The 25,330-nt window shown below is 75.4% G+C and carries 12 protein-coding genes; 9 read left to right on the plus strand and 3 right to left on the minus strand.

Annotated elements, in window-relative coordinates; translation table 11 throughout:
* Nucleotides 1–50: 50 nt before the first annotated feature.
* Together VM95_RS40295 and VM95_RS14370 are read right to left on the minus strand one after the other, a co-directional pair.
* Nucleotides 51–2,240: a trehalose-6-phosphate synthase gene (locus tag VM95_RS40295; protein WP_045696461.1), complete on the minus strand. Its 2,190-nt coding sequence runs from the start codon at nt 2,238–2,240 to the stop codon at nt 51–53.
* 40 nt (nt 2,241–2,280) lie between these two features.
* Nucleotides 2,281–3,213 (minus strand): carbohydrate kinase family protein, encoded by a 933-nt coding sequence (locus VM95_RS14370; RefSeq protein WP_078859891.1) that lies wholly within the window; start codon nt 3,211–3,213, stop codon nt 2,281–2,283.
* A gap of 260 nt (nt 3,214–3,473) precedes the next feature.
* Here VM95_RS14370 and VM95_RS14375 point away from each other — a divergent pair, with 260 nt between their 5' ends.
* From VM95_RS14375 to VM95_RS14390, 4 genes are all read left to right on the plus strand, one after another.
* On the plus strand, nt 3,474–4,190 hold the full coding sequence (locus VM95_RS14375; RefSeq protein WP_045696462.1) for a hypothetical protein: 717 nt from the start codon (nt 3,474–3,476) through the stop codon (nt 4,188–4,190).
* Between the two features lie 149 nt (nt 4,191–4,339).
* Entirely contained in the window at nt 4,340–4,735 is a 396-nt protein-coding gene (locus VM95_RS14380; RefSeq protein ID WP_045696570.1) for a hypothetical protein, read from the plus strand.
* Complete coding sequence (locus tag VM95_RS14385) at nt 4,735–7,257, plus strand: DUF4132 domain-containing protein (protein WP_052707369.1); 2,523 nt, start codon at nt 4,735–4,737, stop codon at nt 7,255–7,257. The genes VM95_RS14380 and VM95_RS14385 overlap by 1 nt, the downstream gene beginning before the upstream one ends.
* A gap of 204 nt (nt 7,258–7,461) precedes the next feature.
* Nucleotides 7,462–8,886, plus strand: coding sequence for a sialidase family protein (locus VM95_RS14390; RefSeq protein WP_045696464.1), 1,425 nt, complete (start codon nt 7,462–7,464; stop codon nt 8,884–8,886).
* A gap of 258 nt (nt 8,887–9,144) precedes the next feature.
* On the opposite strand, the gene VM95_RS14395 is transcribed toward VM95_RS14390, so the two are convergent.
* Nucleotides 9,145–9,903, minus strand: a complete 759-nt coding sequence (locus tag VM95_RS14395) for a G1 family glutamic endopeptidase (protein WP_045696466.1) — start codon at nt 9,901–9,903, stop codon at nt 9,145–9,147.
* Between the two features lie 226 nt (nt 9,904–10,129).
* Here VM95_RS14395 and VM95_RS14400 point away from each other — a divergent pair, with 226 nt between their 5' ends.
* Genes VM95_RS14400 through VM95_RS14420 form a run of 5 tightly spaced genes read left to right on the plus strand, consistent with a single transcriptional unit; the run spans nt 10,130 to nt 25,306 of the window.
* Nucleotides 10,130–11,560: an alpha/beta hydrolase gene (locus VM95_RS14400; RefSeq protein WP_157882100.1), complete on the plus strand. Its 1,431-nt coding sequence runs from the start codon at nt 10,130–10,132 to the stop codon at nt 11,558–11,560.
* Nucleotides 11,557–15,936 carry an AAA family ATPase gene (locus VM95_RS14405; protein WP_157882101.1) on the plus strand — a complete coding sequence of 1,460 codons (4,380 nt, stop codon included), beginning with the start codon at nt 11,557–11,559 and terminating at the stop codon, nt 15,934–15,936. Before VM95_RS14400 ends, VM95_RS14405 begins: the two co-directional genes overlap by 4 nt.
* Nucleotides 15,917–19,606 carry an AAA domain-containing protein gene (locus VM95_RS14410; RefSeq protein ID WP_045696471.1) on the plus strand — a complete coding sequence of 1,230 codons (3,690 nt, stop codon included), beginning with the start codon at nt 15,917–15,919 and terminating at the stop codon, nt 19,604–19,606. The genes VM95_RS14405 and VM95_RS14410 overlap by 20 nt, the downstream gene beginning before the upstream one ends.
* A gap of 19 nt (nt 19,607–19,625) precedes the next feature.
* Nucleotides 19,626–22,961 carry a phospholipase D-like domain-containing protein gene (locus tag VM95_RS14415; protein WP_045696473.1) on the plus strand — a complete coding sequence of 1,112 codons (3,336 nt, stop codon included), beginning with the start codon at nt 19,626–19,628 and terminating at the stop codon, nt 22,959–22,961.
* A complete protein-coding gene (locus VM95_RS14420; RefSeq protein ID WP_157882102.1) occupies nt 22,958–25,306 on the plus strand; it encodes an ATP-binding protein in 2,349 nt (782 codons plus the stop codon). Before VM95_RS14415 ends, VM95_RS14420 begins: the two co-directional genes overlap by 4 nt.
* The last annotated feature ends 24 nt before the right edge of the window (nt 25,307–25,330 follow it).

A 25,330-nucleotide genomic window follows, 5' to 3' on the forward strand; every position in this document is an offset into this window, starting at 1 on the left:
GTACTGCAGGGGGGACCCTGTGGGAGAGTAGGACGCCGCCGAACAATTCTTCAGAAAAGGCCCACCCGGGTTCCCGGGTGGGCCTTTTCGCGTTTCCGGATCGCCTGGACGATCCGCGTCGCCCAGTCGGTGGGGCGCTGGTGGCCGAGGAGCCGGGAGAGCCGGTGCATGTGGACCCGGCGTTCGGCGGGGCTGAGGTCGAGGGCGCGGGCCAGGACGGCGCTCAGGTCGCCGGGTGAGTGCGGGTCGGTGAGCAGGGCGGCGTCGCCGAGTTCGACGGCGGCGCCGGCGTGCCGGGAGAGCACCAGGACACCCGGCCCCGCGTGGTGGTCGTGGGGGAGCGCGGACCGCGCGGCGATGAACTCCTTGGCAGTCAGGTTCATCCCGTCCTGGAGCGAGGTCACCCAGAGCACGTCGGCGGTCAGGTACTCGTCGATGACCTGGGTGCTGGACAGGCTGCGGGGCAGGTAGTCGACCGGCTGCCAACGCCCCTGCCGCCACTTGGCGTTGACCTCCGCGATGCGTCGTTCGAGGCGGTCGCGGGTGGTGTCGTAGGCGGTGATGCCGGGCTCCGGCGGCGGGCAGACGAGCCGGAACGTGAAGCGGCCGCGCAGCCGGGGCCGGTGGGTGAGCAGAAGGTCGACGGCGTCGACCTTCTGGACCGGGGCCTTTGCGTAGTCGAGACGCTCGACGGAGAGCACCACGCGGCCGGTGGCCGGTACGCGTCGGGGGCCGCGCCGTCGGGCGAGGGACTCGATGGCGGGCCGGTCGATCCCGAGCGGGTGTACGGCGGTGTGCGGCATCGCGGGCAGTCCGGCCAGGGCCTGGCGGAAGTGCTCGGCGAACTGCTCGGTGTGGAAACCGGCCCAGTCCAACTGGGCGAGGGAGGAGCGCAGTTCACCGGCGACGGGGAGGGCGTCGAAGGCCTCCGGCGGCGGGAAGGGGGTGTGGTGGAAGAGGCCCACCGCGAGGTCCGGGCGGATGGTGCGGAGCAGGCCGGGGACGAGCCACAGGTTGTAGTCGTGCAGCCAGACGGTGGCGCCGGGGGCGGCCCGGGCGGCGATGCGTCGGGCGAACCGCGTGTTGACGGTGCGGTAGTCGGCCCAGGCGCGCGCGTCGAACGCCGAGCGCTGCGGTTCCGACATCAGCACCGGCCACAGGGTTTCCTTGCAGGCCCGGTGGAAGTAGCCGCTCCAGGTGGCGGTGTCCAACGGTACGGCGGAGAGCGGCAGTTCGGTCGGGCGGGGGAGCGTGGCCTGCCGGTCGCGGTCGGTCTGGGCGGTGACCCAGATGCCGGGCAGGCCGTGGGCGAAGGCGTTGGTCAGGGTGGGCAGGATGCCGTTGGGGCTGCTGGGCGGCTGCCAGCTGTCGCCGTTCCAGTGCAGCGGCGGGCGGTGGTAGGCGACCACGAGCGAGTGGCGTCCGCCGGGATCGTCGGGCCCGGCGGGAGCGGTGGGAGCGGCGGGAGAGGGTAAAGAGCCCGGCCCAGGCCCCGGCCCCGGGCCGGATCCCGGCCCGCCGTCGTCGTCGAGCCAGCCGAGGGCCCGCAGCGCCGCGTGGATGCCGGCCGCGCCGGCCCGGTCGGGGCGGAGCACGGACGGCTGCTCGGCGAGGGCGGCGAGCAGCGCGGGCTCGGCGCCGGCGACGACGACGGCGTGCGCGCCGAGCCCGTACAGCGAGAGGTCGTTGAGGGAGTCGCCCGCGACCAGCATCTCCTCGGGCTTCCAGCCGAGCTTCCCGGCCAGGCCGAGGAGTGCTCCGCCCTTGGAGGCTTCGCGCGGCAGGACGTCGAAGTAGCGGTCCGCGGAGTACACCCAGGTGCAGCCGAGGGCTTCGACGGCCGCGGTGAGTTCGTCGGTGAGCCCGTCCGGGGCCAGGTGGTAGGAGCAGCGGCCGTCCTGGACGACGCCGTGCTGGTAGGCGAGTGCGGGGAAGCGGCGTAGCGCGGCGCGTACCCGTTCCGGTCCCGGCCAGCCGGTCCGCAGGTGCTCCTGGACGGGGTCGACGGGGGTGAAGTCGGTGCCGTCGATGACGCTGGCGCCGACGTCGGCGATGATCCACCGTGGTCTCGGGACGAGGGGGTCGCGCAGGACGTCGCGGATCGAGGCGAGTCCCCGGCCGGTGGCGAAGACCACGGTGATCTCGGGACGGCGCGCCAGGGCGTCCCGCAACCGACGCCGCTCGTCCGGGGTGCCGCCGAGCAGGGTGCCGTCCAGATCGGTGATCAGACTCATCGACATCCGAGGGACGCTAACACGATCACGGCGTGTGGTGAAGTGTTCACTTCAAGCGGGTGGCGGAGTTGGCCGGTTCGAGGTCGGCGGCGCGCAGGGCGGCGCTGGAGCCGGGGCCGGTGGTCGCCGCCGCCCCGCAGAGCGCGGCCACGGCGAGGCAGTCGGGCAGGCTGCGGTCGTCGAGCAGGGCGTGCACCAGGCCGGCGTTGAAGCAGTCGCCCGCCGCCGTCGCGTCGACGGCGGCGGTCCGGGGGGCGGCCGGAACGTCGTGCCGCTCGCCGCCCCGGACGGCGGTGGCTCCCTCCGCGCCGCGGGTGACGACCACGGTGGGGACCAGGTCGGAGAGTCGGGCGATCGCGCCGTCCAGGTCGGCGGCGCCGGTGAGGCGCAGGGCTTCACCGCTGTTCGGGGTGAGGACGTCGACCAGGTCGAGCATCCGGCGCACGGCCGGGTCGGCGAGGGTCGCGGGCGTGTCGTGGCAGTCCATGACCACCAGCGCGCCGAGCTGTCGGGCCGCCCGCGCCGCGGCGAAGGCCGCCTCGTCCCAGCGCAGTTGGGGGAGCACCAGGGCCCGCGGGCGGTGACGCCGCACCAGCGGGGCGAGCGGGGCGGGGTCGACCGGATCCTGGAAGCTGACCATCGCCCGCTCGTCGCCGGAGGACAGGGCGACGGTCAGACTCCGTACGGGGAAGGGGTGTTGGCGGAAGGCGACCTCGTCCAGCCCCTCCTGCCGGGCGCAGGTCAGGACGTGGGCGCTGAACGGGTCGGTGCCGAAGTCCGCGCTCCAGGCCACCCGCCGGCCGAGCCGGTGCAGGGCCATCGCGAGCGTGTACGCGCCGCCGGGCACCAGGCCGAAGCCGTCGGCGAACACCTCCGTGCCCGGCCGCACCGGCCGGTCCAGGCCGTGGAACACCAGGTCCGTGAAGTACGCGCCGGCCACCAGGACTTCATGCGGCCGTACCGTCCCGTTCGTCTCCATCCGGCGAGCATAGGGGCAGCGGAGGGCCGTGCGGGGGTCGTGCGCTGGGTCTCGGCGGGACGGGGGTGCCGGCGATCGGAAAGGCGCGAGTTCCCGGCCGGTGCGGCGAGTTTCGGACAAGCTGGACCGCACGGCGCGATTCTCGGGATCTCCACTGATCTTTCACGCCATCACCACCTAGGGTGACTCTCGTCCTGCCGCCGGGAGCGCCGGCCGGCGGGCGGTCCGACCTTCACCAACCTGCCTGGAGTGAGCCGTACATGATAGTTCGTCAACTGTGGAAGAGAGTGGCGGCCTCGGTCGTCGGCCGTGGTGTCGGAGCCGCCGTGGCGGCGGGCGCGCTGGTCGTGGCGGTGGCCCTGGGCGGCACGGTGTCCGGGATGTCGGCGGCGGAGGCCAAGACCACCTGGAACTGGGGCGGCGGGGGCAAGTGGGCGTGCTCCGGGCAGAAGGTCGACGCCGGGAACGTCATCACGGACCACGACCCCGCCGGGTGCGGCGGCTCGGGCTCCTGGTACCAGCAGCCGGCGAAGGACGGCATCTGGACGTGCTCGGGCTCGCCGGTGGTCGCCGGGTACGTGATCACCGACCACCAGGTCGCCGGCTGTCGCGGCATGGGTTCGTGGCGGCACAGCGTCGTCCATGACGGCATCTGGACCTGCTCCGGCTCGCCGGTCGTGCCCGGGTACGTCATCAGCAACCACTTCCGGGCCGGCTGCGGCGGCATCGGCAACTGGCAGCACAGCCTCCCGCGCGACGGGATCTGGACCTGTTCGGGCTCCCCGGTCGTGTCCGGGTACGTGATCACCGGCCACACCACCTCCGGCTGCGACGGGGCCGGCTCCTGGCGCCACAACACCGCCCGCGCGGGCCTGTGGACCTGCCCTGGCTCGCCCGTCCCGGCCGGCTTCCGCTCCACCAGCTACACCGCCGGCGCCTGCGACGGCCTCGGCGGCTGGCTGCTCGCCCGCAGCTGACGGCCCGGCCCGCTGACGGCCCGCGGCAGAGGCCCGGCCCGCTGTCGGCCCGGCCTGACGGCCCGCCTGCCCCGGCCGGTCCGACCCCCGAGGAGGGGCCGGACCGGCCGGTGGCCCGGCTGTCGGTGCCCGGGGCTATGGTCTGCGCCATGGCAACAGTGACCTTCGTCGACGAGACGACATCGGGGCTGCGGCGGGAGGCCGGGAGGCTTCCCGTCGCGGAGGAGCGCTTGACGGTGCGCGAGCTGATCCGCCGCCGGGTGTTCCAGGAGGCGGCCGCGGCCGGGGCCGGCCACGGCGCCGCGTACCAGGGGCTGGTGCGGCCCACCGAGGCCGAGCGCGCCCTGAACGGCGAGCGGCCGCGCCCCGCGGGCGGTCGGGTCGATCCCGAGCAGCAGGTCCTGGCGGCCGCCGAGGCGTTCGGGCGCAACGGGTTCCTGGTGCTGGTCGGCGACCGCCAGGTCGAGGAGCTGGACGCCGAGGTGGACCTGCGCGCCGACACCGAGGTGTGCTTCCTGAAGCTCGTTCCGCTGGTGGGTGGCTGATGACGACGACGACCGATCCCGATCTCCTCGGCCCCGCGCTCGGGGGGCTGCTCGACGCGCTCGACTCCGGGCACGTGGGCGAGATGGCCCGGGCGCTGGTGGAGGCCGACGCCGCGCTCGGGGGCGACTGGTCCGGCGAGCGCGCGGCGCCCGCCCGCGAGCGAGTACGGGAGCTGCACGGGAACACCCGGACGGCGCTGGCCGCGGACCTGGTGGGCCGGATGATGATGTGCTGGCGGCCCGTGATGGTCGAGCGGCTGCGGCAGGAGCGCAGCGACCTGGTCCGGTTGGCGGCGCTGGTCTCCCTGGGCTTCCCGCCGGGGCCGGCCCGCCCGCTCCGCGAGGACTGGCTGCACCTGCAGGGCCGCCAGTGGCGCCTGGCCGAGCTGCCCGACGCCGAGGCCCTGATCGCCGAGGAGCTCGCGGCCGGCCGGCCGCTCGACGGCGCGCTCGTCGCCGCCATCCGCCGGACGGCCCTGTCGATCCGGCCCCACCACAGCGCGGTCGTCGACCTCGCGGCCGGGCTGACCGAGCCGCTGGTCAACCCCGGCGAGGCCTGGGCCGACCAGGCCCTCGCCGACGTCGCCGAGCTCGACGGCGAGCGGGGCCCGGGAGGGCCGTGGACGGCCCTGCTCCGGCACGCCACCGAGGCCAAGTCCGCGAAGCCGACCGCCCGTTGGGAGAAGACCGGCCGGGCCCTGCTCGACGCGGTCGGCCCCGAGCGGGCCCGCGAGCGGATCACCGCCTGGCTCTCGCTCGTCGGCCGCCCCCGCACCCTCGACCTGCTGCCGGGACTGCACGACGAGGCGCCCCACCAGCTCGACCCGTACAACTTCGACGCGCTGCGCGGACTCGCCCTGCTGCTGCCCCTGACCCTGGCCCGCCCGGACAGCGCCCGGGTGCTGGCGCGCCTGGTCGGGTCCGCACTCCGCAAGGCGCCGGGCATCGGCCCGCAGGCGCCCAAGGTCGCCAACGCCGCCGTGCACGCCCTCGCCCGGCTGGACGGCGAGGACGGCCTCGCCCAACTGGCCGTCCTCAGCACCCGGGTGACGTACAAGGGCACCGTCAAGGAACTGGACAAGGCCCTCCGCGACCGGGCCGCCGCCCTCGGCCTCGGCCGCGCGGAGATCGAGGAACTCGCCGTCCCCGCCTACGGACTGACCGAGCCGGGCCGCCGCGTCGAGCAGTTCGGTGCCGCCCGGGTGGAGCTGCTGGTGGAGGGCACCCGGGTCCGCCAGACCTGGTACAACGAGGCCGGCCGCCCGGTGAAGACCCCGCCCGCCGCGGTGCGTCGCGAGCACGCGGACGGGCTCAAGGAGTTCAAGGCCGAGGTCAAGGACCTCGAGAAGATGCTGACCGCCCAGTCCGAGCGGCTGGACCGGCAGTTCCTCGCGCGCCGCAGCTGGCGGTACGGCCCCTGGCGGCAGCGCCTGCTGGACCACCCGCTGGTCGGCACCCTGGCCCGCCGGCTGATCTGGACCGTGGACGGCACGGCCTGCGCCTGGCTGGACGGCGCCCTGCGCACCGCGGCCGGCGAGGAACTCGCGCCCGCCGCGGACGCGCCGGTCGAGCTGTGGCACCCGGTCGCCTGCCCGCCGGAGAGCGTGCTCGCCTGGCGCGCCGTACTGGAACGCCACGAGGTCGTCCAGCCGTTCAAGCAGGCGCACCGGGAGGTGTACCTGCTCACCGCCGCCGAGGAGCGCACCCGGGTGTACTCCAACCGCTTCGCCGCGCACGTGCTGCGCCAGCGCCGGTTCCACGCCCTGGCCGCCGTCCGCGGCTGGCACGGCCAGCTCCACCTCGCCGTCGACAACTCCTTCCCCGCGCCGAAGCGGCTGCTGCCCGAGTGGGGTCTGCGCGCCGAGTTCTGGGTGAACGGCACGGACGCGGACTGGGGGGAGGCCTTCGCGCACCTGGGCACCGACCAGGTGCGCTTCTACCCGATCGACGCGCCGGAGAACCTGACCCAGGCGGGCGGCGGCGCGTACGGCCCGGTCGTGCGGCCCGGGCTGCAACTCGTCGAGCCGGTGCCGCTCGCCGACGTCCCGCCGCTGGTGCTGAGCGAAGTGCTGCGCGACGTCGACCTGTTCGTGGGCGTGACCAGCGTCGGCAACGACCCGACCTGGTCGGACGGCGGGCCGCAGGGCCGGTACCGCGACTACTGGCACGCGTACGGCTTCGGCGAGTTGTCGCAGAGCGCCCGCGAGCGCGGCGAGCTGCTGGCCCGGCTGCTGCCCCGGTTGGCGGTCGGCGGCCGTTGCCGGGTGGACGGCCGCTTCCTGGAGGTCCGCGGCGAGCTGCGCACGTACCGGATCCATCTGGGCTCGGGCAACGTGCTGATGGCGCCCGACGACACCTACCTGTGCATCGTGCCCGGATCCGACGAACCGGCCGCCGGCCGGTCGTATTTGCCGTTCGAGGGCGACGGGATGCTGGCGATCGTCCTCAGCAAGGCGGTGCTGCTCGCGAACGACACCGCGATCACGGACCCGAGCATCACCAGCCAGCTCGCCCGCCGCTGACGGGCCCGGCCACGCGGCCACCCGGTTCGACCGGGCGGCCGCGCGGCTGGGCGGCGGAGCCGATTGGGCCGTTGCTGTGCGGGTTCGGGGCGGCGTGGCATGGATGCGGCGAGGGCGGGAATTCGTTCCCGGGCGGATCGGCGGCCCTTCGTGGCAGACGGTCCGTCACCCTCAACTCCCTTTCCACCCCGAGGAGATCAGCTCGTGCACGCACCTCGCGCCACGCTCGGATCCCTGATCACCGGCCTGTGCGCCGGGGCCACCGCGCTCGCCCTCACGGTCGGGCCCGCGCAGTCCGCCCCGGTCGTCGGTACCGGTACCGCCGCCACGCCCGCCGTCCAGCCGGCGGCCCCGCAGAGCGGGAAGGCGGCCGGCCTGACCGCCTCCTACACCGTCGGCACGCCCGCGAACATCTCGTCCTCCTGCGCCGGGCAGAACGCCGAGACCATCCAGGCCGTCGACCCGGCGGCCAACGCCGTCTACGACGTGTGGATCGGCTGCAAGGGCATCGGCTTCGCGGGCTCGCTGAACGGCGGCGCCACCTTCGGCACGCCCCTCACGCTGCCGGGCAGCACCGGCCAGAACGGCGCCCGGACGTGGGACCCGGCGATCACCGTCGCGCCGAACGGCACGATCTACGCGGCCTTCATGGTCACCCGCGCCGGCGAGACCTTCCCGGTCGTCGACGCCAGCACCGACCACGGCGCCTCGTTCAAGACGGTCGGCTCGATCACCCCGCCGGACGCGAACAACTGGGGCGACCGCGTCTTCATCGCCGCAGGCCCGGACGGCGCGCTCTACCTGACCTGGGACTACGGCCCGAGCGCGGCGGCGGTGACGACGGTGTGCCCGCCGAGCGGCAGCTGCGCGTTCGCCACCGGCGACCTCAACGCCGTGTTCCAGAAGTCCACCGACGGCGGCCGGACGTGGAGCGCGATGTCGCACATCAGCCCCGGCTACCCGAACAGCGGGGCCGACAGCGCGCCGATCATCGTCGAGCCGGACGGCTCGCTCGACGTGGTCTACCAGGGCTACACCGTCACCGACATCCCGACCGACAAGCTGACCGTCGCCCACACCTACGCGACCCGCTCGACCGACGGCGGCGCGACCTGGACCGCGCCGGTGCGGGTCGGCCCCGACGCCGGGACGATGAACGCCACCGAGTGGTGGATCGACGGCGCCGAGGCGCTCGGCCCGGACGGCACCCTGTACACGACCTGGGACACCCAGGGCGCCAACACCGACACCGGCTGGCTCTCCTACTCGCGGGACCACGGCGCGACCTGGTCCGCGCCGGTGCAGGTGCCCACCGACACGCTGAACGTCCCGCACGTCATGCAGGTCGTGGCCGGCCCGCCCGGGATCGCGTACGTGGGCTGGCTCGCGAGCAGCGACCCGCGCGGCTACGCGCAGTACCTGCGGACCTTCTCGACCACCCAGGGCTGGCTGTCCGCCCCCGTCCAGGTCTCCCGGGGCTTCGGCGCCACCTCGGTGTGGCCCGGCGACACCTTCGGCTTCTCCGCGCTCACACCGACCAGGCTGGTGCTCGCCTGGGGCAGCGCCGTCGCCCCCACGGCCACCAAGGACGACATCTGGGCCGCGACGGTCGGAGTGACCCTCTCGTAGGCTCGGTGCCCGGCCGCCCCCCGCCGCAGGGGCCCGGACTTCGACCTCCGCGCCTGGCACACGGGCGTGCTCGCCCAGGGCTCGCTCGGCCTGGACGACCTGGTCGACCGGCTGGCCGTCGCGTAGTCCCCGCCGCGCAGTCCGTGTCGCGCAGTCCCCGCCGCGTACTGCCCGCCCCGAACTGCCCGCCGCACGGCGGACGGCGGACGGCGCCGCCGGTCACCGGGACCGGCGGCGCCGTCGCGCACGGGGAGGGTGTCAGCTGTGCTGCCAGGTCACCGCGAAGTCGGTGCCGTTGGCGAGCGGCGAGGTGGTGGCCTTGGTGACGCCGCCCTTGGCCATGTCGATCACGGACGGGTTCGAGGCGCCGAGGCTCTGGCCGTTGGCGGTGGCCCCGGTGAAGGCGACGGTGCCGAAGTTCGCGAGCGGGAGGACGCCGAACAGGCCGGCCGGTGCCTCGGCGATCACCTCGGCCGAGGCCAGCTTGGCGCTCTTCAGCGACTTGTCGATCGTGCGCGTCCAGCCCTGGGTGGTGTCGGACAGCGTGAGCGTGAACTTCCCGGCGCCGTCCGTGGTGACGCTGCCGGTGAGGTGGTCGCCGGGCACGACGGTGTCCGGGAAGTTCGTCGGGTACTGCGGGTACATCTCGTACCAGGCGTAGTACACCGGCGAGCCGCTGGAGCAGTCCGCCGAGCTGCCGATCTGTTCGACGGTCCTACTGGTGTCCCCGTCGAGGCCCACCCAGAAGGCTGAATAGGCGTCGGTGTCGGTGCAGCTGACGGCCGGCTGGACCCAGTCGGCGCCGACGCTGGTGAACGGCCCGCCGGTGGCGGCGTAGCCGGACCAGTTGCTGCTGGTGCTGTTGCGCAGGCCGCCGCCGTGCTGGTGCCCGGCGATCGGCGCGCGGACGGCCCCGGCGAGGGCCTCGGGGGTGGCGGCGACGGCCGGGGTGCCGGTGCCGAGCAGGGCGAGGAGGGCGGTGGCGACGGAGAGGGTGTGCCGACGGAGTCGGGGCATGGCTGTGGCTACTCCCTTGTGAGGGTGTGGAGTTGACCAGTCGTCACCCAAGGTAACCGGCCTGCTCCGGGCGCCCCGGCCGCCGGGTGGCGGGCGAACCGCGTTTCCCCTGATCGGCCCAGCGCGCCGGGGCCGGGAGCGTTGAAGGCGTTCTGCCACCGTATCGGGACCGAGATGTGACACCTCGTCATGGTGCGTGCGGCGGCGCGTGTTCTACGCTGCCCGCATGACGCAGCTTGGGCCGCTGGAGCGAACGGACCCCGCCGTACGGGTGAGTGCCGACGCGGTGGTGGTGATCCCCGGGATCATGGGCAGTCGCCTGGTCGAGGCGGCGACCGGCCGGGTGCTGTGGGGGCTGGGCCGGGCGGCGCAGCTCGCGGCGCGCTGGCGGCACCGGGAGGGGCTGGCCGCCCTGGCCGTCACCCCGCAGGAGTGGGACGGCCGGGTCGGGCGGGTGGTGCCGGCCGGGCTGCTGGACACCGCCGAGTTCGCGCCGGTGCTGCGCGGCATCGAGCCGTACGGCCGGCTGGTGCGGCGGCTGCGGGAGGTGCTGGTGCACCCGGACGCGCTGCTGGAGTTCGGCTACGACTGGCGGCTGTCCGTCGAGCACAACGCCGAGCAGCTGGCGGCGGAGCTGCGCGCGCACCTGGCGGCCTGGCGGGCGCATCCGGCCCGGCCGCCGGGTGTCGAGCCCAGGGTGGTGCTGGTGGCGCACTCGATGGGCGGGCTGGTCGCCACCGCGATGTGCGCCCGGCACCCGGACCTGGCCGCCGAGGTGCGGGCCACCGTCACCCTCGGCACCCCGTTCCTGGGCGCGGTGAAGGCGGCGGCGCTGCTGAACAGCGGGCGCGGCACGCCGCTCGAGCACCGGAACCTGCTGGCGCTGGCCCGCACCCTGCCCGGGGTGCACGACCTGCTGCCCGCCTACCGGTGCGTGGTCACCGCCGACGAGGACGTCGTCGAGCTGGGCGCGGCCGAGGCGGCCGCCCTCGGCGCGGACCCGGAGCTGTTCGAGCGCACCCGGCGCACCCGGGCGCTGCTCGACCCGTCCGTGCTGCCGAACCACCGCGCGGTGGTCGGCGCCGGGCAGCCGACCGAGCAGGCGCTGCGCATCGAGGCCGGCGTGGTGCGCACCTACCACCACGGCCATCTCCGGCACCCCGACGACGAGTTGGTGCGCGACGCGATCGGCCGGCTGGTTCCGGTCGACCACACCGGCGACGGAACCGTGTTCCGCTACTCCGCCACCCCGCACGACGGTGTGGACGAGATCTGCCTCGGCCAGACGCACGGCGCGCTCGCGAAGAGCAGCACGGCCCTGGACGTCGTCTGCGGCGTGGTGACCCGGCTGCCCGCCCGGTCCGCGCTCGGCGGTGAGCTGCCGGAGGACACCGTCGGCCTGCGGCTGCCGGACCTGGTCACGGCCGGCGAGCCGTTCACCGTCGCGGTGGACGGCGTGCGGGACGCCGGGGCGGCGAGCTGCCTGGTCGAGGACGCCCACGTGGACGGCGCGCCCGTCGCCCGCCCGCTGCTGGCGCGCGGCGACCGGCCGGACGTCCTGGTCGCCTCGGTGGTGCTGGACGAGCCGGGCCTCTACCGGGTGGCGGTGTCCGGCGGGGCGGACCCGGTGACCGAGCTGGTCCTCGTCCAGGAGTGAGCAACGGCCCGGGATTGAACGGCAGTTCGGACGTGAACGGCAGCGCGGCGGCGGACGGCGGACGGTACGGGTTCCAGGTCGTCCCGGTCGCCTTCGACGAGTACCGGGAAGCGCGGCGTTACCCGCCGATCGGCGCGAGCGCCGAGGCCGAGGCGGTGGCCGGACTGCTGGGCCGGCTCGGCGGCGAACTCGTCGTCTGGGACCGGGCCGAGGGCCGCGACCTGGCGGCCACCGACGCCCGGCTGCGGGAGTGGCGGCACGGCGCCTTCGGGAACTCGTCCGTGCTGCTGTGGATCGGCCACGGGCGGTCCAACCAGGACGACGCCTGGCTGGTCGTGCCCGGCCGGGACGGCACGGACCGCGACACCGAGCTGAACCCGGCCACCCTCGCCGAGCACGTCGCCGGCCACGTCCGCGAGCGCGGCGCCGGGCCGGAGTGGACGCTGGTGGTGGTCGAGGCGTGCGGCGCGGCGTGGTTCGTCGACCTGCTGGAGGCGGAACTGCGGCGCCGCCGGGCGGTGCGCGGGGTCGTCCTGGTCGCCACCGGCAAGGACCAGGGGCTCGGCTACCTCGCGGTCTTCCGGGAGGCGCTGAGCGACGTGCTCGACACCTTCACGGACAACGACAGCGAGATCTCGCTGCGCGACCTGGCGGGACGGCTGGAGGACCGGCTGGCCCGGGAGCAGCGCGGAACGGTGAGCAGCCACGGCCTCGCCGGAGTCCGCCGCCTCACCCGGGCCGCCCTGCTGCCCGAACCCGTCGCCGCGCCGCTCGACGTCTTCCGCCGGCTGCAGGCGCTGCTGGCCGCCCTGCCCGGCCACGAGCGCGCCCACTTCGCCCGCCGGGGGATGGGCACGGCGCTCGGCGAGCTGGCCTGGAACTTCGTCGGGCGGCGGGCCGAACGGCAGCGCATCGCCCGCTGGTTGAGCGAGCCCGACCGGTCGGGCAGCGGGCTGCTGGTGGTCACCGGCGCGCCCGGCGCGGGCAAGTCCGCCGTCCTCGGCAACGTGCTGCTGCACTCCTACCCGGAGATCCACGCGATCCTCGCCACGGCGGGCTTCCCCGGCGGCGACTGGGCCCCCGAGCAGCCGCTGCCGCGCCTGGACCTCTCGCTGCCGCTCACCGGCGCCACCATGGACGACGTCGCCACCGCCATCGCCCGCGCCGCCGGCCTGGACGCGCCGGGCGCCGCCCTGTCGGCCAGTGAGCGGGCGGGGGAGCTGACGACGGCGGTCGCCGGGCGCGGGCGGCCGCTGACGGTGATGGCGGACGGGCTCGACGAGGCGAGCGAACCGCCGGCGCTGGCGGCGCTGTTCCGGCAGCTGGCGAAGGTGCCGGGGGTGCGGATCGTGGTGGGCACCCGGCCCTCGTCGGGCGGCCACGGCGGGACGGACCTGCTGGACGCGCTGGGGGGCGAGGACGGCCCGGAGGCGAGCGGGACGCTCCGGATCGAGCGGGACGAGGGCGCGCTGGAGGAGCTCCTGCGGAGCTCGCTGGAGCAGCTGCGTAGCGGGTACCCGGCGGTGGAGAAACCTGAGAACTTCCGGATGGCCATCGATGTCGACGTCGACCTCCCCACCCTCAGCACGTTCGGCCTCGCGGCCGGTGAACCGACCCGGGAGCCTCGGCCCGACTCCTTCTCCTCATTCGAGTTCGACGAAGCGCTGGCCCGGGTGACGGCAGCGGTCGCGGGCGGGAGCCTGGAGTTCCTGCACGTCGGCCTCGTCGTCCACGAGATCCTGGCTGACCCCGGCCTGCTGTGGCGTTCACGCGCCGCCGAACTCGCCCACCTGCTGGACGATCGCGGGGAGGGCACCCGCCTCTTCGCCACCGCCGTCGACCGGGTGAGCCGCGCCGTCCCCGGCGGCCGCCAGCTGCTGGAAGCCCTGGCGCTGGCCGAGGGGCGCGGCCTGCCGCAGGCGGACCGGGTGTGGGCCACGGCCGCGAACGCGCTCGGCACCCAGCGGGTCGATGACGCGGTGCTGCGCGAACTGCAGCGCGTGGCCGCGCCGTACGTGATGCTGGACGCCGAGGAGGGCCAGGCGGTGTACCGGCTCGCCCACCGGACCTTCCAGGAGTACTTCCTGGCCCAGCCCGACAGCCCCCGGCACCGACTCGCCCTCGCCACCGCCCTGTTGGAGCTCGCCGAGCAGCAGGAGGGCCCGCTCAACCCGTACCTCGCCCGGCACCTGTCCGGCCACCTCACCCGCTCGCGCGCCGACGCCTGGGACCTGCTCGCCGCCCGCCCCCACCTGCTCGACCGGCTCGACGTGCGCGCCGTCACCGCCGACGCGACGCGCGGCAACGACCTGACGGCACTCCCCGCCGAGGTGGTCGGCACGGTGGTCACCGCGCACCTGGCCGGGCAGAGCGGCCCGGCCGACCGGCGCGGGCTGCGCCGCCTCGGCATGGCCCAGACCGCCGGCCCGGCGGCGCTCGCCGTACCGATCCCCGCGCAGCGCCCGTCCGTCCCGCGCGAGCAGCCGCTGTGGGAGCCGGTCTGGTCCGGCCTGCGCCGCCGGATGCCGCACCTCACCCTGGCCGGCCACACCGACCGGGTGCGCGCGGTGGCCGCCGTGCGCGGCGCGGACGGCGCCCGGCTGCTCGCCACCGGCGGGGACGACGGCACCGTCCGGATCTGGGACCCGGCCACCGGCCACGCCGTCCACCCCGCGCTGCGCGGCCTCGGCGACCGGATCCTGACCCTCACCGCGCTGGACGGTGGCCGGCAGCTCGCCGTCACCGCGGCCGACCGGGGGCGCGGACGGCTGTGCGTGCTGGAGACCCGGACCTGGCAGCACCACGACCTGCCCTGCGCCGAACCGTACGTCTCCGCGGCCGCGCTGCCCACGGCGCACGGCGGCACCCTGCTGGCCTTCGGCACCGTCCCCGGCCGGATCCACCTGGTCGACCCGGCGACCGGCGGGCAGCACGGCCGGCCGCTGACCGGGCACGTCGACCCGGTGACGGCCCTGGCCGCCCTCCTCGCACCGGACGGCGGCACTCGCCTGGTCAGCGCGGGCGAGGACGGCACCGCCCGGATCTGGGACGTGGGCAGCGGCCGTCAGGAGCACCCGCACCTCACCGCCGCCCTCGGCCCGCTGCGCGCACTCGCGGTGCTCCAGGGCCACGTGGCTGTCGGCGGGACGGGTGACCGGTTGGTGATATGGGAGCCGGAGGGCGGCGACCGCTGGCGGCTCCCGGTGGACTTCCCCCAGGGTGTCCGGTCGCTCGCGGCGCTCGGGCCCGGGTCGCTCGCGGTCGGCGCTTCGAACGGGACGGTCTCGCTGCTCGACATCTCCTTCGACCACCCGGACATCCCCGCCGACCGCCGTGACCCGGCCCGGGCCCAGGTGCTGACCGGCCACGTCCGCGCCGTCACCGCGCTGACGGCCTTCAGTACCGGCGACGGCGAGGACCGCCTGGTCAGCTGCGGGGACGACCACATGGTGAAGGTGTGGGACCACACCTCCGACCGCTTCGTTCCGAGCGATGTCTCCTCCGCCCCGGCCGGCTCGCTCGCCGCGTTGCCCGCCCCGAACGGGCCGCTGCTGCTCGGCGTCGCCGCGGGGAGACTGCTGGCCCGTCAGGCCCGGGACGGCCTCCCGGTCGATCCGCCGGTCACCCCCCGGGTCAGGCCGGACGGGCTGGCCGTGCTGGACCTCGGCGCGGACGGTCACCGGCTGATCGTGGCGCCCGTCCCGACCGGCGGCCACTGGGACATGGTCCTCGCGGTCGACACGGCGAGCGGCGCGTGGCGGGAGCTGTTTCCGGCCTGGGGACGCGACGGTCTTCGACGGCGCACCGCGGTGTCCGCCTGTGCGGGCGCCGAGGGCCTGCTGCTGTGCGGCTGGCAGTCAGGCCGGGTGAGGCTGTGGGACTACCGGCAGAACTTGTGGTCGTGGGACTTCCAGTCGCGAGGCCGCGGCAGGATCAGGGCCGTCACCGGCTTCGCCCGGCCCGGCGGCGACGGCGTGATCGCCGTCAGCGCGGCGGCGGACGGCCTCATCCGGTGCACCCCGTTCGACCCCGCCGCACCGGAGGACCTGCCCCCCGACCTCGCCGTCCTCGACGGCCACACCGGCTGGGTCGAGGCCCTGGCCGCCTACTTCGCGCCGGACGGCACCCCGCTGGTCGCCTCCGCCGGGGAGGACGGCACCGTGCGGATCTGGGACCCGCTGGCCGCCGTCCAGCGCCACGTCATCCGCCTCGGCGTGCCCTGCCGGTCCCTCTGCGTGGCCGGCGGCCTGCTCGCGGTCGGCACCGACGACGGCCTGCTGACCCTCCGGCTGGGCGGCGACCTCGCCCCGACCGACCACCCCCCGGCATCCCGCGACCCCAGGGAGGCGAACGCCGATGCACGCACACCCGGCTGACGCAGCGCACACCGACGACCTGGACGCCCACCGCGACCTCGTCGACCGGCTCTTCTGCAAGCCCAACGCCCCGTACGGCCCGTACGAGCGCGCGGGCGAACCGGAGGTGATCGTGCCCGGCCTGCTGTTCCGGGTCGAGCTGAACTACCCGGGGGACCTGGCCGGCCGGCTGGAGGCGTCCGTCTTCATCGGCATCCAGGGCTTCGCCGGCGAGCTGTGGGAGCACGAGGTGCGCGGCCTGCTGCGGCTCGACGCGCTGAGCCACCCCGCGCTGCCGACCATCCGCAGCGGCGGCTTCGACGCGGCCAACGAGGTCGCCTTCGCGATCACCGAGAGCCAGGGCCAGGCCCTGAACGTCGACGCGACGGTCCGCTGGGCGCAGTCCGCGCGGATCGAGGCCTTCGAGGCGTTCAGCGTGCTGCTGGACGCGCTGAACCACCTGCACGGCGCCCGGCTGATGCACCGCAACCTGACGCTCGGCGCGCTGCGCGCCGTCCAGCGGCACGGCGAGGACGCGGTGACCGTCCAGCTCTCCCGGTTCGAGCTGAGCACCCTGATCGGCAACCTGGTGCGCCGCACGGCGCTGCAGAACTCCGCCCAGGTGGGGGAGTTGGTGCGCCGGCTCTACCTGGCCGCGCCGCAGGGCATGGACCAGGCCCGGCACCTCGCCTACCTCGCTCCGGAGACCCTGGACTTCCTGCTGCACGAGCGGTCCGGCCGCCGCCGGGAGTGGGCGACCACCGACGTGTTCGGGCTCGGCGTGCTCGGCTTCGAGTGGTTCTGCGGGCCGATCCCCGAGCTGCTGCCGGAGGAGTTCGCGCGGGCCCAGGCGGCCGCGGGCCCGGCGCAGGCGATCGCGCTGGCCACGCTGCGCGCGCGGATGCGCGCCCACCTCACCGGCCGGGTGGACCTGCCCAAACCGCTGGTGTCGCTGCTGCGCGAGATGCTGGAGGAGGCCCCGGAGGAGCGGATCACCTCCTTCCAGGCGCTGCGCCGGCTGGAGCAGAACTGGGAGGGCATCCGCCGGCTCTGGGAGGACGCGGCCGACGAGGTGCCCCGGCTGGTCGCCTTCCTGCCGGACCAGTCGGTGGAGACGATCTTCGAGCTGCGCAAGTGGATCAGCCACAGCCCGGACACCCCGGCCGGCCGGGAGGCGCTGAGGAACTTCTACGTCCGGGAGCTGCGCGGGGCCGAGCTGGTCTGGTCGCCGAACGGCGCGGTGGGCTTCGCCAACGACGAGCCGGAGAAGTTGCAGGAGGCCCGCTGGGTGCTGATCGGCGAGCAGGCGGTGTGGTTCTGCGCCTTCCTGTACGACCAGGACCTGCTCACCCGGCAGCGCGGCGAGCAGCACGAGGACACCCTGGTCATCAAGTACCTGAAGGACCGCAACCACGCGCAGGCGCTGGTCCGCGCCCAGCCGCGCCGCAAGGTCGGCCGGATCGAGGTGGTGCCGTTCTACCCCGGGCAGAGCCTGGCCAAGGTCCGTGCGGGGCGGCCGTCCTGGCGGCCGCTCACCGAGTCCGTGAAACGGGCCCGGGCCCGCAGCAGCGAGGAGCAGGAGTTCCTGCGCTCGCTGGACTTCCTGCTCGCCTACCAGCGCACCGCGCTGGACGCCCGCAAGTACCCGTTCATCCGCACCGACAAGGCCGAGGACCCGGGGCTGGCGGTGCTCACCTGGGACGAGCACCGGGACGCCGCGTGGCGCCACCGCTCCCAGCTGCTGACCGCGTTCAGCACCGACCCCAAGCGGCGCCCGCGGCTCAGCGACTTCGTCGAGAACCTGGACGTCGACTCCGATTTCATCACCCTGGACGTGGTGCCCGGCCACCAGCGCGGCCCGTACTTCGGCCACCGGGTGATCAAGGTCGACCTGGTGGAGCGGCGGGACCGCGACACCATCGTGGTGCGCCCGCACCGCAACCAGGACCGGGTGCCGAGCATCGGCTGGCTGCGGCCGTCCGACGACGGCGGCTCCGAGCCGCAGATCGCCCGCCAGGCCAAGGCCCGGACGATGCTGGAGAACCAGGCGGCGCTGATCCGCAGCCTGCGCGCCCCGATCTCCTACGACCTCGGCCGGGGCCGCTGGCGCTCCGCCCCCGACGCCCAGCTGGAGGGCGAGGCGCCCGACCGGATCAACGACATGCTGGCCCTGCAGCCCTTCTACGCCCTGCAGGGCCCGCCGGGCACCGGCAAGTCCACCGTGGCCGCGCACGCCCTGCGCCGCTTCCTCCGGGAGGAGCCGGGCGCGCGGGTGCTGGTCAGCGCGCAGTCCAACTACGCGCTGGACAACCTGGCCGCCCGGCTGATCAAGGAGATGCCGGACGTCCTGATCCTGCGGGAGACCCCGGACGGGCAGGACGACGAGGAGCGGGTGAAGGACCACACCGTCCTCGCCCACACCCTCGGCAGGCTCACCGATCGCCTCGCGAAGACCATCGAGTCCCAGCTCACCTGGATGCTGCACCCCGAGCGGCTGTCCCCCGAGGAGCGCCGCCGCTTCGAGGAACTGCCGCCCGGCGAGCGGCCGTTGCCCCTCAACGACCAGGACCGGCCGGTCGCCGATGCCTGGCTGCAGAGCGTCACCTCGAACCAGATCGAGCTGACCGACCGGATCAAGAACGGCGCCAGCATCGTCCTCGCCACCTGCTCCATCGCGGCGACCATCACCGACACCGACCGCGACCCGGGCGACATGTTCGACTGGGTGATCGTCGAGGAGGCGGCCAAGGCCTGGCCGACCGAGCTGATCATCCCGCTCGTCCTCGGCACCCGCTGGACCCTGATCGGCGACCACCGCCAGCTCGGCGCCCACCGCGAGGAGGAGGTCCTGCAGTTCCTGCGCAGCCTGCGCGACCACCCCGACAAGGACATGCGCCTGCACTACGACGAGCGGGAGATGCGCGAGCGGGTGCTGCGGATGTTCGGCCACCTGTTCGTGGACCGGGAGGAGCCCGACACCGGCCCGGTCAGCTACCACGCCTCCCCGCTCGGCCAGTTGAACCTGCAGTTCCGGATGCACCCGGACATCGCCCAGCCGGTCGGCCGCGCCTTCTACCCGTACGTGCCGTTCCGCCCGGACGACGACGGCCTGCCGAAGAGCTTCCTCGGCACCTCCTCCCTCGCCGACCTCGACCACGGCGTGCAGCGGCCGGGCTTCCTGCGGGGCGCCGCCCTGGTGTGGCTGGACACCACCGGGCTGGAGGACTGCGCCGAGCACCCGTACTGGTACAACCAGGGCGAGGTCGAGGTGATCGACCGCCTGGTGGACCGGATGCGCCCGGCCCCGCTGGCGGTCGACCGGCCGGCGGAGGACGACGGCGGCCTGGTCGTCCTCACCCCCTACCGGGCGCAGAAGAACCTGCTGGAGAACAAGGGCCTGCTGCGCGGCCGGGTGCACACCGTGCACTCCTTCCAGGGCCGCGAGGCCGACCGGGTGATCGTCTCGCTGGTCCGCACCACCCGGTCCGGCAATACCGTCGCGGGCAACGTCGGGCACGTCGGCCGCAACGAGGTCGCCAACGTGCTGCTCTCGCGCGGCCGCCGGCTGCTCGTCCTGGTCGGCGGGTTCGCGCACTTCGCCGAACACGGCGGCACCTCCTGGGACATCATCACCAAGACGGTCCGGCGCTACGGTCGGATCGTCCCGGCCGAGCAGCTGACGGGCGAGTGAACGGAAACCTGGTGCAGCGATGAACGGAACCGCCCAACTCGCCGTCCCCTGCCGCCTGGTGGCGCTCAAGGTGCTGCTCGGCCCGGAGAGCGGCCTGACCACCCTGGAGGACCTGGTCGCCCGCGCCATCGCCGCCGGGCGCACCACCGTCGAGTCCCAGGTCGACCTGTTCCGGCTGCCCGAGCGGATCATCGTCGACGTGGTGCACAGCCTCTGGAGCAAGGGCCACATCCTGGTCCGCTTCGACAGCGGCGACCTCGAACTCGCGGACGGCGCCCGCGACATGCTCACCGAGGGCGGACTGCGCGACGCCGCCACCGTCCAGGAGACCCGGCGCTTCCTGTTCGAGCCGGTCACCGGCCAGCTGTTCCCCGAGTGGCGCGGCAAGCGCTTCGCCCCCGAGGGCAGCCTCGAACTTCCCGCGCACCAGGGCGTCACCGAGGCCGACCTGTCGGCCGGCGACCTGCTGGAGGCCGTCCAGGCGGCGATCCGCCACGACCGCCGCCGCCGGGGCTTTCGCCAGAACGTGCTCGACGTCGGCTTCGGCAGCCCGGTGCTGCGCCCGCCGGAGGAGCTGCGCTGGTTGTCCGTCCGGCTCGCGGTGCGCGTCGACACCGCCCGCGACGTGCTGTCCGTCACGCTCATCGACGACGAGCACATGTGGGGCATGCGCGCCCGCCAGCGGATGGCCGAGCACCTGGCCGGCCTCGCCGAGGAGCAGCCCGACCACGAGTTCGTCCGCAAGCTCAACGGCCGGGCCGACCGCGGCCTCGTCCCGGCCGAGACCCTGGACCGGCTGCTCGACCAGCTCCTCGCCCAGATCGCCACCCTGCCCGGCAAGCGGGTCGACCAGATCGACGAGGCCCAGCAGCGGCTGGAGCGGCTGGCCGCCGGAGTCGAGGAGCGGATCGTCGACGCCGACCGGGGCCGGGCGGGCGTCGTCCTGGTCGAGCGCGCCGCCGGCTACCTGTGGGCGGTGGAGGAGCTGATCCGCTCCGCCACCACCCAACTCGTCGTCTCCAGCCCGCTGATCCGCTACAGCACCCTCAACGCCCTGCTGCCCGCGCTCACCGACCGGCTCGCCAAGGGCGTCGGCCTGGTGCTGCTCTGGGGCCGCAGCGCCGCCGACACCCTGCCCACCCCGGTGCGCACCGCCCTCAACGAGCTCAAGGCCCGCTACCCCACCCAGGTGCTGTTCGAGGACCGCAGCGCGCAGACCGACGCCTGCCTGGTCGTCCAGGACGCCACCCGGGCGCTGTTCGGCTCGCAGAGCCCGCTGCACGCCGACCTCGCCAACGACCAGGGCGAGATCGGCGTGCTGGTCGAGCCCGCCGCGGACGGCCCCGCCGCCCCGCGCTGCGTGGCCGACGCCCTGCTGTGGGCCCGCAAGGCCTACCCCTTCGCGGCGGACGGCGCCCGCATCCAGCTCCAGCCGGACGGCGCCGAGGACGGCGCCGGCGCCCGACGCCGCGCCCGCGGCGCGAACGCGCCCGAGCCCTGGCCCACCCCCGACAAGAGCCTCGCCGACGAGGCGGCCGTGCGGCTGTGGGCGGAGAGCTGGGCCGAGTACCACACCGCGGTGCTCGACTCGCTGGCCCGCTCCACCGGCGGCACGCCCTCCGTCGAACTGGTCCGCGACAGCGCGCACCGCGACCTGATCTCCTCCGCGCTCACCACCCGCAGCCGGCGGCTGGCCGTCACCGACGACCGGATCGACCCGCGGGTGGCCAACGACCTGATGGCGCGGCGGGTGCGCGACGTCGCCGCGGGCGGCGCGAGCGTCCACCTCGTCCACCCGCAGACCCACGTCTCCGGCAAGATCGGCAAGGCCTTCGCCGAACTGCTCACCGCGCAGGAGGCCGGCATCCACGTCCAGCGCCGCCGGGCCGGCGTGCGCGCCGTGCTCAGCGACGACAGCGTGCTGCTCGGCAGCTTCTCCCCGCTCAGCGAGGGGCCCCGGGGCAACGCCGCCGGGCGGGTCGGGCAGGTCGGCATCCACGTGCGCGGCGTCGACTTCGCCGACGCCTTCGCGGCCGCCCTCGGCATCCCGCCCGGCCCCGGGCGCCCCGGCGTGCCGACGCCCCGCCCGGGCGCCCCCGCCGCCCCGGGCCGGTCCCGGGCCGCGCGCAGCGTCGCCCTGCCGCTGCTGGAACAGGCCCGCCGGGCGGCCGGCCGGGACGGCTTCGCCAGCGTGATCGGCGAGCGGATCGGGGAGCTCGACGACCCGTGGGCCGTCCTCGACCGCTGGGAGAACGCGCGCGTCCCGGCCGCGGAGCTGCGCCGGGGCGTGGCCGTCGTGCTCGGCCGCGACGACGACGGCGCGATCGACGACGGAGCCGGAACCGGAACCGGAGCCGGACCCGGCGTCGAGCCCGCACCAGAGCCCGCACCCGAGGCCGAGGACGGTGCCGAGGACGGCGCCGAGCCCGTCGTCCCGCCCCGGGAGCGCTGGACCGTCTGGCTGGTCGCCGACGCCTGGCGCCGGCGCGCCTTCGTCGAGGCCGCGGTCGTCGGCCGGCTGCTCACCGACCCGGCCGCCGCGGCCGCCTGCGCCGCCGCCACCGGGCTCGAAGTCGGCCCGTTGAAGGACCTGTTGGTCGACTCCGCGCTGATCCTCGCCGAGGGCGGGTCCCCGGCCCGCGCGGTCGGGGCCGTCGCCGGCATGGCCGAGACCCTGCTCTGGGGCGGCCCCGAGGGCAGCGAGGTGATCGGCATGCTCGCGGGCGCCCTGCCCGACCGGTGGCGCCGCCTCGGCGCCCTCGCCGCCGAGCGCGAACCCGGCCGCCCGCTGCCGATGAAGGCCTTCACCGCCGCCATGGCGCATGCCGCCGACCGGGCCGCCGCCGAGACCGCCTGGGCCGACCTCGCCGGACAGATCGACCACATCGAACGGCTGCGCGGCCGCTTCGACTTCGACGCCGGGCAGGCCATGCACGACGGCCTGTTCGGGCCGCGCGGCCTGCTCGTCGACATCCGCGCCGCCGCCCGGGACGGGCAGCTGCGCCCCTCGCTGGAGCCGGCCCTGCCCCGCAACGTCCGCCGGCACCTGGACGAGCTGGTCGCGGCCGCGGGCAAGGCCCCGATCGCCTGGCGCAGCCAGCTCACCTTCCAGCGGCGGATCGAGTCGATCGTCCGCACCGCCCGGGAGCTCGCCGCCACCGAGGCCGAGTCCGAGGTCTCGCTCACCGCGCCCCAGGAACTCCAGTACTGCCGCCGGCTCGGCGCCGAACTGGCCACCTCCTGGGACGAGTTGTTCAGCGAGGCCGGCGGCGTCACCGAGCCCTACGGCCTGCCGATGATCGCCTTCCTGGAACGGCTGCGGCCGCTCTTCGACTGGTCACGGGAGCAGTGGTGATCGAATCGCTCGACCCGCACCTGGGTGAACTCCTGCGGCGCTGGCCGGGCCGCTTCTGCCACCGGGCGCTGCTCGTCGCCCTGCACGCGCCCGACCCGGCCGGGCCGCAGCTGCTCGCCCGGGCCCTGGTCGACGGCATCGCGGCCGAGGAGGACGAGCACCAGGTGTACGAGAACCTGCTCGCCGAGGGGCACTTCGCCCTCGCCGAGACCGTGCTCACCGACTGCGCCGCCCTGGACCGCGCCCGGCTGGACGACCTGAGCCGCCGCCTGGAGACCGTCCGGCTGCGCCGCCACGCCCAACTCCTGGCCCGGCTGGAGGAGTCCGCCCGGCGCGCCGACCTCGCCGGGATCGAGGCCCCGGCCGCCGACCGGGACGAACTCGCCGCCCGCTGCCGGGAGTCCTGGCCCGAGGCGGCCGCCGCGCTCACGGCGCTGGAGGACGAGCTGGCCGCGGGCGTCGCGGCCGGCCGGGCCGCGCTCACCGCCCGGCTGGCGGCGCTGCCCGACGCCGAGGAGGACTGGGCCGACGCCTGCCGCCGGCTGATCGAGGCCGGCCGGCTCCGGGCGGCGCGGAGCCTGCTGGAGCGCTCCGACGACGGGCGCGGCGGCCCGGCCACCGCGCCGCCGCTGCCCGAGTGGTGCTGGAAGGACGAACCGGCGGAGCTCCTGCGCTGGCACCTCGACCCGGCGACCCGCCGGGCGCCGTCCTTCGCCGGCTGGGCGGTCCGCCAGGGCTCGGCCGAGCACCGGCTGCTGGACGCCTACCAGTCGCTGCAACTGGCCGGCGGCGCCCAGCCGGCCGTCGACTTCGCCGCCGCGCTGGACGAGTTCCTGGGGGCGTCCCCGGGCGAGGGGCCGCGCCCGCACACCGCTCATCCGGTCGAGGGCGGCCACCTCACCCGGCTGTTCGGCGTCTTCGCGGACGAGGACCTCGCCGCGTTCCGCCCGGCCGGGGACGTGGACCTGTTCGTCGCCGACCCCGGCACCCGGGCCGTCCCCGCCCTGCCCGGCCTCGCCCCCTTCCTCGCGGTCGGCTGGGGCCTCGACGGCCGCGGCTACGCCGGGCGCTCCCCGGCGGCCGTCCTCGACCTGCGCTCGCTGCTGCGGCTGGTCGCCGTGCGGCGGCGCCGGGCGGTCGGGCTGTTGCGGGTGGCCGGCCCGCAGTGGCCGCTGGCCGCGTTCACCGGCGGCCGGGTGTTCGCCGAGCCGAAGTCGTCCTGGCGCACGCTCTCCTGGATCGTCGACCTCAGCGGCCTCGGTGACCTCGGCACCGCCGCCTCGCTCGCCTTCGAGACCGGGCTGCACCCCGACCTGATCCGGCTCTTCCTCGACCACCTGCTGCGCTCGCCCCGCCGGCTGCCCGCCGACGCTGGCGCGCTGCCGCGCTGGACGGACGACGCGCAGCTCACCGCCGCCCTGCGCACCGCCGTCCTCGCCCCGGTCCGGGGCAACCCGGCCGCCGAGGCCGCGTTCTGGGCGGCGCTGTCGCTGCGCACCGGCGACGCGCCGGTCAGCGTCAACGAGATGATGCGGGAGATCGCCCTGGTCTCCGGGCGGGTCGATCCGGTGCGGGAGGCCGACCTGTGGGCCGGCGCCGCCCGGCTGGCGGCCCTGCCGGTCGTGCGGGAGGTCACCCCGGCCGGTGTGCTGCTCGACGACAACGGCGTCCTGATCGGGCTCGCCGCCGACGCCGGGAAGCACCTCGCCGAGGCCCTGGAACGCCTCGCCGTCGAGTCCCCCGGCCAGGACCGCCCGGCGCTCGACGCGTGGGCGCTGCACCGGCACCTGCTCACCCCCGGCCTGGCCGCCTACCGCGCCGACCCCGGCCCCGAGCGCGCCCGCGCCCTCGCCGAGGAGACCGGCGCGCTGCCGCTCGACGGCCTGCCGCTCGGCGGCGAGGCCGACCTGCTCGGCGTGCTCGGCCGGATGCGCCCGGCCTTCGAAACCGCCCACCCCGGCGTCGAGTTGACCCTCGCCGTGCCCGCCGGGACGGTCGCCGCCGTGCACGCCGACGTGCTCCGGGTGCTGCTGTACGAACTGCTCGGCAACGCCGCCGAGGCCCTGGGTGCCAGCGGCGGCTCGGTCAGCCTGCGGGCCGAGTCGGCCCAGGGGGACGTCACCGTCGAGGTGCAGGACAGCGGCCCCGGCATCGCCGACACCGCCGGCGGCCACCGGATCTTCCGCCGCGGCTTCTCCACCCGCGGCCCCGGCCGCGGCGACGGCCTGCACCGTGCCCGCACCCTGGCCCAGCGGGCGGACGGCGACCTGCTGCTCGCGGCCCGCCAGGGCCTTCACCCGGTGCTGCGGGGCGCGCACTTCACGCTGGTGCTGCCGATGGTCTGAGGCGGACGGCCCCGAGGCACGGCC

This window comes from Streptomyces rubellomurinus (assembly GCF_000961885.1).
GTDB lineage: Bacteria > Actinomycetota > Actinomycetes > Streptomycetales > Streptomycetaceae > Kitasatospora > Kitasatospora rubellomurina.

Coding starts and splice junctions, on each gene's coding strand:
- VM95_RS14385 (WP_052707369.1), top strand. CDS start 4,735: ATGACGACGACGACCGATCCCGATCTCCTCGGCCCCGCGCTCGGGGGG.
- VM95_RS14380 (WP_045696570.1), top strand. CDS start 4,340: ATGGCAACAGTGACCTTCGTCGACGAGACGACATCGGGGCTGCGGCGG.
- VM95_RS14375 (WP_045696462.1), top strand. CDS start 3,474: ATGATAGTTCGTCAACTGTGGAAGAGAGTGGCGGCCTCGGTCGTCGGC.
- VM95_RS14410 (WP_045696471.1), top strand. CDS start 15,917: ATGCACGCACACCCGGCTGACGCAGCGCACACCGACGACCTGGACGCC.
- VM95_RS14400 (WP_157882100.1), top strand. CDS start 10,130: ATGACGCAGCTTGGGCCGCTGGAGCGAACGGACCCCGCCGTACGGGTG.
- VM95_RS14415 (WP_045696473.1), top strand. CDS start 19,626: ATGAACGGAACCGCCCAACTCGCCGTCCCCTGCCGCCTGGTGGCGCTC.
- VM95_RS14370 (WP_078859891.1), bottom strand. CDS start 3,213: ATGGAGACGAACGGGACGGTACGGCCGCATGAAGTCCTGGTGGCCGGC.
- VM95_RS14395 (WP_045696466.1), bottom strand. CDS start 9,903: ATGCCCCGACTCCGTCGGCACACCCTCTCCGTCGCCACCGCCCTCCTC.
- VM95_RS40295 (WP_045696461.1), bottom strand. CDS start 2,240: ATGTCGATGAGTCTGATCACCGATCTGGACGGCACCCTGCTCGGCGGC.